7 protein-coding genes are annotated in these 12084 nt (G+C 43.3%); all 7 read left to right on the forward strand.

The window, feature by feature from the left end:
- Positions 1 to 105 precede the first annotated feature (105 nt).
- The 7 genes from QR40_RS20170 (at position 106) to QR40_RS20200 (ending at position 11921) form a co-directional block, all read left to right on the forward strand.
- Complete coding sequence (locus QR40_RS20170; protein WP_027296709.1) at positions 106 to 2361, forward strand: helix-turn-helix domain-containing protein; 2256 nt, start codon at positions 106 to 108, stop codon at positions 2359 to 2361.
- A 362-nt stretch (positions 2362 to 2723) separates the two neighbouring features.
- The gene (locus tag QR40_RS20175) at positions 2724 to 4427 is read left to right on the forward strand and encodes an extracellular solute-binding protein (protein WP_027296710.1); all 1704 of its coding nucleotides are present in this window, start codon (positions 2724 to 2726) and stop codon (positions 4425 to 4427) included.
- Positions 4428 to 4502: 75 nt separating this feature from the next.
- Positions 4503 to 5441 (forward strand): ABC transporter permease, encoded by a 939-nt coding sequence (locus QR40_RS20180; protein ID WP_330373825.1) that lies wholly within the window; start codon positions 4503 to 4505, stop codon positions 5439 to 5441.
- A gap of 12 nt (positions 5442 to 5453) precedes the next feature.
- A complete protein-coding gene (locus QR40_RS20185; protein WP_027296712.1) occupies positions 5454 to 6362 on the forward strand; it encodes a carbohydrate ABC transporter permease in 909 nt (302 codons plus the stop codon).
- A 53-nt stretch (positions 6363 to 6415) separates the two neighbouring features.
- Positions 6416 to 9034 (forward strand): transglutaminase-like domain-containing protein, encoded by a 2619-nt coding sequence (locus QR40_RS20190; protein ID WP_044296538.1) that lies wholly within the window; start codon positions 6416 to 6418, stop codon positions 9032 to 9034.
- Between the two features lie 31 nt (positions 9035 to 9065).
- Entirely contained in the window at positions 9066 to 10391 is a 1326-nt protein-coding gene (locus QR40_RS20195; protein WP_200889762.1) for an alpha-L-fucosidase, read from the forward strand.
- A 108-nt stretch (positions 10392 to 10499) separates the two neighbouring features.
- Positions 10500 to 11921: a leucyl aminopeptidase family protein gene (locus tag QR40_RS20200; protein ID WP_052430964.1), complete on the forward strand. Its 1422-nt coding sequence runs from the start codon at positions 10500 to 10502 to the stop codon at positions 11919 to 11921.
- Positions 11922 to 12084 lie beyond the last annotated feature (163 nt).

Raw genomic sequence — 12084 nt, forward strand, 5'->3', positions numbered from 1 at the left:
GACTTCTGATATAACATTATCATAAGCGTGCAGGATTGACAAGCTGTGGATTGTCAGATTTTGTAAAATATAAGATTTAATTGCTTTATGCATGGGAGGAATAATGTGAAAAATAAAAAAGAAATTACAGGGATTTTGCATCATAAAAGAATTTCAATACAGTTGTTTTGCTCTTATATTATAATTTTAGCAGCTCCAACTCTTGCAATTATCGTGATTTATTTTATGGCGCAGTCGGCATTGCTGGATGTTCAAAAGGAAAAGGCGAACCGGTTTCTGTCAGAGGCGGTTACCAGCTTTGACCGGCAGATGGAAGAAATTAAGAACGTGGGAATTTACATCAGTGAGGACACGGAATTATGCAGAATGGCAGATTCAGCTTACAGCAAGGATAAGTCAAAGGAATTTTATGAAATGTATCTCTTATCCAGGAGGTTTCCGGATTATTCCACTACAAATCAGGTAATAAAGGCAGTTTATCTGCTTTTTCCAGGCAAAAATTATCTGATTAAAATGCCTACGGTGGCACCGGTAACGAAAAGCGGCTATAACACGGTAAATGGATTTGGAAGTATGGAGTATGAAAATGTAGTAGATACTTTTTGCAAGAAATATATGTCCGGAACAATTGTAGATATACCGACGGAAAAGAAAACTGCCCTATTTATGGCACAGACCGTACCCAACAGCAGCTTTCAGGATGAAAAAGGAGCTGTTGCGATTGCATTAAATGACAGTGCCATTGAACATCTGATGAGCGGAGCCAGGGTGGATGAAAAAGATGATGCATTTATTATGGATGAAAAGGGTAATATTATCAGCTGCTTTATTGGGGATGAAGGACAAAAGGATACTTCTTATCAGACGTTTTCGGAGTACCTTTCTAAAAATGATATGAAACAATCGGAGATTGTTACAACTTCGGTGAAATCCACTTATACGGAATGGACATTTGCCACAATTACTCCCAGGAAGGTAATGATGCAGAAGATCGGGTATATGAAGTATATCATCATTATATTCAGTATCACTTCCATTTTGATCGGCTATGCCATTTGCTTTATTTATTGGTTTAAAAGAAAGGATGCCGTAAAAAAGTACTGCGACTGCAGTGATACCATTGTAGGTGCGGATGGAAAGAAGCCGCGTAATTTTTGGGAAGGCCTGTATCCGTTCTTAGAGAGTGTGGAAAGTCTGCAAAGCAGAGTGGTGTATCAGGAACCGATTCTGCGTGCCGCAGTTATCCAGAAGCTGTTGTATGGAAGATACGATTCCCGGGATGACCTGCGTGCCGATCTGGAATGCAGTAAACTGGAACTGGATGCAGAAAGGTATTTTGTAGCTGTGCTGGAATTTGAAGATCCGCTGAAAGACAACATTTTCTCATCGGTGGAAGAATTTCAGGAATACGTCCAGGAACATTTCCGGGAAAATCTGGATCTTCCCCATATGCTTTATGAGGTAAACCAGCTGGTGTATGCAATGATCATTCCAGAACTGGAATACTATGCGGAAGATGAATTAAAGCAGAAAATAGAGAGCTTGAATTATAAGTTTTATTACGATAAAAGGCTCTATATTTTTGCAGGACTCAGCGGTGAGGTTACTGACCTGTTAAAGCTTGGGGAAAAGTATGATGAAGCACTGGATATCTGCAAATACGCCAGGTTCTATGGTATCCGTATTCCCCTTTGCAAAGAGGACCTTCCTTCCAAAATGGAGGTGTCCATGTTCCCCATTGATATGGAGATACATTTGGAAAATGCGATTAAAAAGGGAACAGAAGAAGAACTGGAAAAAATAATGGCGGATATCAATGATTGCTATTTAAAGAAAACAATGAGTCTCTCTATGACGGAACATTTGCTGGAAATGGTTCGGTGCACGGCGATCAGAAGTCTGGAAAAAGTACAGAAAGAAGAAGCCGTTGCAGATATAATGGAAGCCATACAGAAGGCTGAGAACCAGGAAAAGCTTTTTCGGGCAATCGGTGAGGCGAAACAGTATTATCTGCAGTATACCAAAGTGACAGAAGAAGGGTATGCGGTCCAGATGAAGGAATATCTGGCAAGCCGGATTAATTCCGGGTATTCCAATCCAAACTTTGCCCTGGTACAGCTGGCAGATGAACTTCACATTACGGAGAACCGACTCTACAAAGATTTTAAAAGTTATTTTGGAATTACATTCAGTGAGTTTTTGGAGCAGGTGAGAATACGGAATGCATGCCGTCTGTTAAGAGAAGGATGTCCTGTAAAAGAGGTTGCGGAACAGACCGGATATGGCAGTGATTACTCTTTTCGAAGAGCATTTAAACGGGTAATGGGAACGACACCCAGTAATCTGAAAAAAATAGAATAAAGATGAAAGAAGTACAGAAGCAGTACTTTTTTATGATAAGTGCAGTGAAAATCCTCTAAAATCAAGGTCTGACAAAAATTGTATGTCCAAAAAAAGATTTGTACGTTGCTATTGCGGTGATAAAAATGTATAAAAAAGAGTGTAAAAACCTAGTGCGTACTGTGAAAAAACACAATGAAAAGTACGGAGTAGACCTGGTAACCGAAAAATTACTTTGTCTATAAAGTACAGATTGAATTGTGAAAAATCTTTTCAAAAGTATAATTGCACATTGGGCTTGCTTAAAATCATTTCAAATTTTTATGTTTGTAGTTTTAAGCCTGCTTTGGGACAACAAGAAAAAAGAAAAGGAGGAAGAATCTATGAGAAAAAGATTCGTAAAGATCACTGCACTTTTATTGTCTCTTACGATGGCAGTCAGTCTGTCAGCATGTGGAGGAAGTACCGATACGGTAGATGGCAAAGACGCAAAGACAGAGTCAAACGCAGCATCTGATGAAAGTAATTTAAATGAGGTGGGAACTTATCCGATCGTAAAAGAACCCATTGAAATGTCAGTTTTTACTATGACAATGCCAAATGTTGAGGATTTGGCGACAAATGATTTTACAAAGTATATGGAAGAGAAGACGGGAATTAAGCTGACGTTCCAGACTGGTACCAGGGATGACTGGAGAGATAAGCTGAATATGGCACTGCAGTCAGGTGACTATCCGGATGTTATTCTGGGTGTAGACCCTAATTTAGCAAAATATGGGGTAAAAGAGGGCGTTATTATTCAATTGGATGATTTGATTGAGAAGAATATGCCGAATTATATGAAAATGATGAGCCAGTATATGGATCTTACCCGCCAGACGGATGGGCATATTTATTCCATAGCGGAAATTAATGATTGTTACCATTGTATGTATGGAAGAAAAATGTGGGTAAATAAGAAATACCTGGATGCGATGGGTGTTGAGATTCCTACAACAACAGAAGAATTCATGGAAGTATGTAAGAAATTCAAAGAGTACAAGCCGGATGGTATTGCAATTGCCGGGGCAAATGCAAAAAATGGCTGGTATGCAAACTTTGAAGAATGGATGATGGGATCATTCATTTTAGACCCGGGAAAACAACAGGCCGTACGGGATAAGACTGCAGTAACGCCAGAAGGAAAAGTAGTCTGCGTTGCTACAGACGATAAGTACAAAGAAGGCCTTAAATATATGAGCGAGCTTTACAAACAGGGTTATATCTATGACGGAGATTTTACCCAGACACAGGAACAGGTTAGAACCCTGATGAACCAGGAAGACGAACCGGTATTATTTGTACCAGCAGGTACCCTTTCCGATGTTATTGACCCAGCGGAAAATAATGAATTTTACCGGGACTATGTTGCAATGTCTCCAGTGAAGGGACCGGACGGAACACAGATTACTCCATTTTTCAAATATTCAGGAGTAGACGAATTTGGGTTATGTATTACGGACAAATGTAAAGATCCGGCAGCAGCACTTCGCTGGGTGGATACTTTCTTTACGGAAACAGGGGACTTAAGTTCACAGTACGGCGCAGAGGAAGGCAAGGACTGGGTACTGAATCCGGAAGGAGAAGTGGGCTTAAACGGAAAACCTGCTTTATATAAAGTAATCAATGCATATTCTCCGGATACTCAGAATCATGACTGGCAGGATATCGGAATCCGTGTGGCACCGGCTGATTATCGTCTGGGACAGGCTGTAGATCCCAATGTTGATATCGGATCGGCAGAGGGATTAGAAAAAATGCTCTATGAAGCAAGCAAGAACCTTCAGGAACCATATGCGCAAAAAGAAGGGGAACTGGATATTATGCCGCAGCTGAAGCTGACGGATCAGGAGGCAACCGATATTCAGACTGTAGGCGTCGAAGTAGAAAAATATATCGCAGAGAACCAGGTAGCATTTATCACAGGACAAAAGGATCTGGATAAAGACTGGGAGTCCTTTAAACAGGGGCTGGATAATGCCGGACTGCAGACCTTATTAAGTGTTTACCAGACTGCATATGAAAGACAGATGGGTAAAGACAAGTAAGAACAGAAATGGAAGAGGCCGTTGCATAAGACAGGTTATGGTGACGGCCTTTTTTTGGAAGAAGGAGGGATTTGCTTGAAAGCGATAACAAAAACAGCAAAGATCCGTGTGGATAAAAAAAATAAAATAAAGTCTTCTAATTGGCAGTTCTGGCTGATTATTGCAATACCTGCAATTTATGCATTTGTTTTTGCATATATTCCTATGGGCGGGATACTGATGGCATTTAAGGACTACAGTATCCGAAAAGGGATTTTTGGCAGTGACTGGGTGGGGCTTAAATATTTTCAGCAGTTTCTGATGTCACCTTCCAGCTCAAAGGTTATAATTAATACCCTTGTGCTGGGCGTTTATACATTATTGATTAATTTCCCCCTGCCGATTATACTGGCAATCGGGTTAAATGAAATGCGGAGTGTGCGTTATAAAAAGACAATACAAATGGTTACTTATGCACCATATTTTATTTCTACCGTAGTGATGGTAGGAATGATGATGCAGATGATGGATCTTCGAACGGGAGTAATCAATATTCTGCTTGGTAAAATTGGGATTGATCCCATTAATTTCTTTGGGGATGTGAAGCTGTTCCGTGGACTGTATGTGTGGAGCGGGTTATGGCAGACAGCGGGTTATTCTGCAATTATTTACATCGCGGCTCTGGCAGGTGTAAGCCCTGAATTAAAGGAAGCGGCAAGGATGGATGGTGCGTCCAGGCTGCAGAGAATCTGGCATGTGGATCTTCCGGCAATCCTGCCCACGATTATCACAATGCTGATCTTCAACTGCGGAAGTGTCATGAATATCGGGTTTGACAAAGTATTTTTAATGCAGAATTCTCTAAACAGCGGGGTGTCTGAGGTTATCTCCACCTTCGTATACAAGGTCGGTATTGTGAACTCCGACTTTGGTTTCTCGACGGCGGCAGGCCTGTTCCAGTCCATTGTCAGCTTTGTGCTGCTGGTGATTGTAAATAAGGTCTGTAAAAAAGTTACCGAGACAAGTCTGTGGTAAGGAGGAGAAGACATGAATAAGAAAGAATGGTCAAGGTTTGTAAACTCCTCATTGGGAGATAAAATATTTATTATAATGGTATATGTGGTATTGACGGCTGTATTTTTAATCGTTGTACTGCCGCTGGTCTATATTGTAAGCGCATCTTTTTCCGATCCCCAGGCAGTTGTCAGTGGAAAAGTATTTCTGTTTCCCGTAAATCCTACCCTGCGGGGCTATGCGGCTGTATTTAAAAACACGAAGATTATGAATGGATTTTTTAATTCCATTTTATATACGGCGGTAGGTGTTGTGGTGAATCTTGTAATGACAATGCTCTGTGCGTATCCGCTGTCCAGAAGAGAGTTTGCGGCAAGAAATAAACTGGCAATGCTGTTTGTATTTACCATGTATTTCAGCGGCGGACTGGTACCAACTTATATGGTAGTTCAGAAACTGGGCTTAATTGACAGCAGGCTTGCAATGATTATTCCTAGTGCAATGTCTACATACAATATGATCATCTGCCGTACGTATATGGTAAATTCTATCCCGGATGAGATGTATGAAGCGGCAAGTATTGACGGGTGTACACCATTTAAATACCTTCTGAGAATTGTAACTCCGCTCTGTAAACCGATTCTGGCCGTATTGACCCTGTACTATGGTGTCGCCAAATGGAACTCCTATTTTGATGCGATGCTTTATTTAAAGGATCAGAAGCTTCAGCCACTTACCATCATAATGAGGGAAATACTGATACAGAATCAGATTGACTATACCATGATCAGTGATGTATCGTCCGTGGCGGCACAAAGGGGATTGACAGACCTGCTTAAATATTCCACAATAGTGGTAGCTTCACTTCCAGTACTTTTGATCTATCCATTTGTGCAGAAGCATTTTGTAAAAGGTGTTATGATCGGAGCTGTGAAGGGCTGAGCCTGTTTGAAAATTCATTCCCGATGGGATGATTTGGAAAGGAACGATATAGAATGTTTTCAGAAGAATACGAACATAAGATCACAGAGGCTTACAAGAAAAAACTCTCCCTGTTGGGAGAAAAAAGAGAAGAAATTGAAAAGAAGGCTGCCGTATATCCGGGCAGCCTGGGGTTTGCGCTGAAATATCTCTATGCCATAATGCCTCTGAGTGATGCGGCAAATTATGATTTTGAGATATTTTTAGATTATGCCGAAAATGGAATAGCACTGTGGGAAAAGGAGCCTTACTGCAGGAATATGCCTGGGGAAATTTTCTTGAACTATGTACTCTATCACCGGATCAGCAGTGAAGAGGTTGTACCCTGCAGAAAATTTTTCCGGGAGGCGGCAAAGGACTGCGTTACCGGAGAAGACAGGATAGCAGATGTGATCCGCTTAAATTACTGGTGTGCCAAAGAAGCGGCTTATCAGACCACGGATGACCGGACGGCACCGCCACTTACCGTTTACCGCAGCGGGGCCGGAAGATGCGGGGAAGAATCGGTATTTGCAGTTTCGGTATTCCGAAGTCTGGGGATTCCTGCCAGACAAGTATTTGTGCCAAGATGGTCCCACTGCGATGATAATCATGCCTGGGTGGAGGTATGGTGTGACGGAAAGTGGTATTTCCTGGGGGCCTGTGAACCGGAAGAGATCTTGAATAAGGGCTGGTTCACCGGTGCTTCCTCCAGGGCAATGCTGGTAGAAGCAAGATGGTTTGATGTGGAGGCACCACAGCATGGAGAAGTCCTTCAAAATGGCAGCGCAGTATCGGTAAATCTGACCCGTCAGTATGCAAGAACCCGGAAAATCAAAGTGAGGGTGCTGGATCAGAATAACCTGCCCTGTGAAGGAGCAAAAGTAGATTTCCAAATATTAAATTATGCCCAGCTGGATACGGCGGCATCTGTACGGACGAACCAGAACGGGGAAGCAGAGCTTTTGACCGGGCTGGGAAGCCTGTATTTGTTTGCAGCAAAAGACGGAAGCTGCGCAGAAAGATGTATCGATACACGGGAAGAGAATGAAACGGTTCTGCAGCTGTCCGGTGAAGCCTGGCAGCCAGATGTCTGGGAGGATCTGGAATTCTATCCTCCGGCAGCAGCTTCGGTAAATCCGGTAGCGTTAACCGAAGAACAGAAAGAGCTGGGACGAAAGAAAAGTAAAGCTGCGGCAAAGGCACTGCGCAGAAAGATCGAAGGGTTTGATCAGGAAGTTGTTTTCGCAGGGATTGCAGGGAGTGCTCCGCAAGGGAAAGCAGATGATGCAGGATATGCACTTCCAATACAGCAATCCGTAGATGATGACAGACTTCAGCCGATTTTAAAAGCAGCCAGGGGAAACCGCGATGAGGTGATCCGATTCCTGAAATGGAATTTATGGCAGCAGGAGAGCGGGCAGATGGAAAACCAGTGGGAGGATAAACTTTTATTGCTGGAAAGCCTGAGGGAGAAGGATTATCAGGATCTGAAAGCAGATATCCTGGCAGAGCATTGCAGGGAAGCGAAACCCTATGCAGATAGGTTTCCAAAGGAAATATATGTGCCGTACCTGCTTTGTCCCAGAATATCCAGAGAGCCGCTGAGCTGCTGGCGTACCTGGCTATGCGCATATTTCAGTCCGGAGCAAAAGAAGGATTTTATTAATAATCCGCTTCTGCTATGGAACTTTATTGCAGATCATGTAAAGGAAAATCCGGAGGCTGAGCAGGAGAACCTGATCACCTTTCCCTGTGCCTGCTTAAAAGTAAAATCCGGTAGTTTTCTATCCAAAAAGATTCTGTTTGTGGCAGTCTGCCGGTCAATAGGGATACCGGCAAGGCTTACGGAAGCAGAAGGGGCAATGGAATATTATGACGGGGAGCATTTTGCTGCTGTTTTGGAAAAAACGAAACCCGATGCCGCCGTTACGGTTATGGGGGACGGGTCGGAAACGGAATGGATTTATTCCGGAAACTGGAGTCTGGGCAAACTGGAAAAAGAAGGCTGGAATTCCCTTGTTCTGGAGGGGCAGCGCTGTGGTAAACAGGGTCTTAGGCTGCCAGCAGCAGCAGGAGAATACCGTTTGATTACCGTCAACCGTCTGCCAAATGGTACGCAATTTGCCAGAAAATATTATTTCTCTTTGGCAAAGGGACAGGAGAAGCATATTACCCTATCCCAAAAAGAAGCAAAAATTTCTGACATGTTAGAAGAAATAACGGTTGATAATTTTAAGCTTTTGGATGAAAATAAGAAGGAGATCATGGCATCTTCCCTGGATGCATCCCACATGCTTTTCCTTTTTTGGCTGGAAGAAAATAAAGAGCCTTCCGACCACATTTTAAATGAATTGTATGACAACAGGGAAGCATTTTTGAAATCCGGGGCAAAGATGTGCTTTATCTTCCGGCAAAAACCGGACAGATCGGATGAGGCGCTTCATAAAGTGCTGGATGCGTTCCCGGATATACAGATATTGTATGATGATTTCGGGGAAAATGTACAGACTCTTGCCAGGAGCGTGTATGTCGATCCTGATCAGCTGCCCCTGGTGGTGGCGTTAAAAGAAGATCTCTGTGCGGTATACGCAGTCAGCGGATATAACGTTGGAACCGGTCAGATGCTGCTCAGGATTCTTGAGAATGTGTAAGTAATTTAGAAAATGAACAGGAGGATATGCAATGAGTGAAAAAATGGGAAACCAGGTAGTAGAAGCGAGAACTGAGAGAACGAAATGGTATTGTGACGCAAGATTTGGAATGTTTATTCATTGGGGACTCTATTCAATTCCTGCAAGGGGAGAATGGGTGCGCAGTACCGAACGGATGCCAAAGGAAGAATATGATCAGTTTTTTGATGAATTTACCACAGAAAATTATGACCCGAAAGAATGGGCGAGACTGGCGAAAAAAGCAGGCATGAAATATGCGGTATTAACTGCAAAGCATCATGACGGATTTTGCCTTTATGACACGAAACTGACAGATTTTAAGTCCACCAATGCCCCTTGCAAAAGAGACCTTGTACGGGAATTTCTGGATGCATTCCGTGCCGAGGGAATTCGTGTGGGACTGTATTTTTCCATTATTGACTGGCGCCATCCCGATTTCCCGCATTATGGGGACAAGTTTCATCCAATGAGAGATAATGAAGACTTTAAAGGGAAAGAACATGACTTTGACCGGTATCTCACCTATATGCACGGACAGGTAAAAGAGCTGCTGACAAATTACGGGCATTTAGACCTGATGTGGTTTGATTTTTCTTATGGTCCGATGAATTGTGAAAAGTGGAAAGCATCGGAACTGATTGAAATGGTAAGAAGCATCCAGCCTCATATCGTAATTGATAACCGCCTGGAAGGAAGTGCGGAAAATGCCGGGTCTATCCGTACCCTAAATCCTACCGCATATTCCGGGGATTTTGCGTCACCGGAACAGATGGTTCCGCCGGAAGGCATCCGTGATGAAGCCGGAAACCCGATACCGTGGGAGGCATGCATTACCCTGAATAATAACTGGGGGTATGCGGCTCATGATTACCATTATAAATCAGCTAAAATGGTAATTCATATGCTGGTAGAATGTGTCAGCAAAAACGGCAACCTGATCTTAAATGTAGGTCCCAATGCAAAGGGAGAGATCCCGGTAGAATCGGTAGAAATTCTGGAAGAAGTGGGAACGTGGATGAAGCAGAACGGCAGAAGTATCTACGGCTGCGGACTGTCAGAATTTCCAAAGCCTGAGTGGGGAAGATTTACCCAGAACGGTAAAAAGCTGTACGCCCATGTTATGGAAGAACAGGCGGGAGCAATCTGTCTGGAAAAGATGGCAGGAATGGTTGACCATATGCGTTTATTAAAGGATGGGTCGGAAGTGAAGGAAACGTTTTTCTGGAACTTAAAGGAATATGCGGAAAATGCATTTTTCTTCTTTGATACCCATAGCAGTGACTGCTATCCGCTGCCGGATGAACACGATACGGTGGTAGAGATAACGTTAAAATAGAAAAATGGGATGGCTGCAGTATCCATCCCACAAACTGGTACATACAGCTGTCAGAAAGCAATTTCAAACACTGTAACTAATAATGGGAGGATCTGAAAGGAGTGTATTATGATATTAATTGGAAATAACAGCTTTGCAAATTGTATCGTTCGTTTTTATGGGGAAGGGTCTTCTGCAATCGAAAAAGATTTCAAAAAGGCTTCTGCTGTTTTTCAGGGGAAATATCTGCAGAGCCGGGTTTTAACAGATGGGGAAGGCAGAGTATGTATTTTGACTGGGATGGGAAATCCGGAAGAGATTACCATTCTGAAATTGAAAGAACTGCTGGCAAAAGCAGCAAAAGAAGTGAAGAACTGTGAAATGAAAGAAGCGGTAATCGATATTTCTGAGCTTCTTAAAATCTTTGGTATCCAATGTGTTGAGAAATGTGTGGAGAGCATTCGGCTTGGGCTGGCTGAAGGACTGACTTATAAAAAAGATGCAAAGACAGAAGAATATAATATTTTCCTGTCCGGAATCCCGGAGGATCAGCTGGCATTGGCACAGGAACTCCACCGGGAAGGGGAAGTTCTGGGTGATGCAGTGATCTTTACTAGAAAGCTGGTGAATATGCCGGGAAATAAACTGCGGCCCATGGATCTGGCAAAAGAAATTGAAGAGCATGTGAAGGACTGCGGTATAGAATACGTATTGTATGATTACGATAAACTTCAGGAAATGGGTATGGGTGCATTAAATGCGGTAGGTGGCAGCAGTGAATTCCCGCCCTGCATGTGCGTACTGCGTTATAATGGAGATCCGGACAGTAAAGAGATCACCGGACTGGTTGGAAAAGGCGTAACGTCGGATACCGGCGGCTATTGTCTGAAATCCCGTGATTCCCTGATTGGTATGCACGGTGATATGGCAGGCGGTGCAGTGACGGCCTCTGTGATAAAGGCATTGGCGAAAAGCAAAGCAAGAGTCAATGTGACTTGTGTAATTCCCATCTGTGAAAACCGCCTGACAGCCGGAAGCCTTCTTCCAGGGGATGTCATTACTTCCTATTCGGGACAGACCATTGAAATATTAAATACCGATGCGGAAGGCCGCCTGATACTTGCTGACGGAGTGAGCTATGCCGTAATGGAGGAAAGGGTTACCAGGGTGCTGGATATTGCTACGCTCACAGGAGCTATGGCAAATGCACTGGGGAATCATGTCACAGGTGTAATCGCCGATTCCGACCAGATATGGAATGAGCTGGAAGAAGCGTCCGCGGGCACCGGGGAATATTTCTGCCGTCTGCCGTTTTACCGGGAGAATGAAAAAATGCTGGAAAGTGAAATTGGGGATATTAAGAATATGGGTGAAAGCTTCTGCGGTGCAATTACGGCAGGACTTTTCATCCGGCATTTTGCTAACCAGGTGCCATGGATTCATCTGGATATTGCCGGTACGGCACATGTTGGAAAGCCGCTGTATGAATTCCAGGCGAAGGGCGCTACGGGGGCGACGATTGATACGATTTATCGTTGGCTGAAGGGCTGAGGTGTCTGGTTTGATTAATTAAATTATGTTGGTGTAAACTTCTTCGCAGCTTGCTGCGGGGAAGTTTTTTCGTTATGGAATTTTAATGAAGCAGATATAAAATAATGGATACTTTTATGCATGATCGTGCTCTTCCAGGAACTGGCAGTGGGAAAAGATTTTT

Source organism: Robinsoniella peoriensis, from assembly GCF_000797495.1.
Lineage (GTDB): Bacteria > Bacillota > Clostridia > Lachnospirales > Lachnospiraceae > Robinsoniella > Robinsoniella peoriensis.

Bases quoted from the DNA above. Each gene is read 5' to 3' on its own strand.
- QR40_RS20175 (WP_027296710.1), top strand. From the start codon at position 2,724: ATGAGAAAAAGATTCGTAAAGATCACTGCACTTTTATTGTCTCTTACG.
- QR40_RS20185 (WP_027296712.1), top strand. From the start codon at position 5,454: ATGAATAAGAAAGAATGGTCAAGGTTTGTAAACTCCTCATTGGGAGAT.
- QR40_RS20190 (WP_044296538.1), top strand. From the start codon at position 6,416: ATGTTTTCAGAAGAATACGAACATAAGATCACAGAGGCTTACAAGAAA.
- QR40_RS20195 (WP_200889762.1), top strand. From the start codon at position 9,066: ATGAGTGAAAAAATGGGAAACCAGGTAGTAGAAGCGAGAACTGAGAGA.
- QR40_RS20200 (WP_052430964.1), top strand. From the start codon at position 10,500: ATGATATTAATTGGAAATAACAGCTTTGCAAATTGTATCGTTCGTTTT.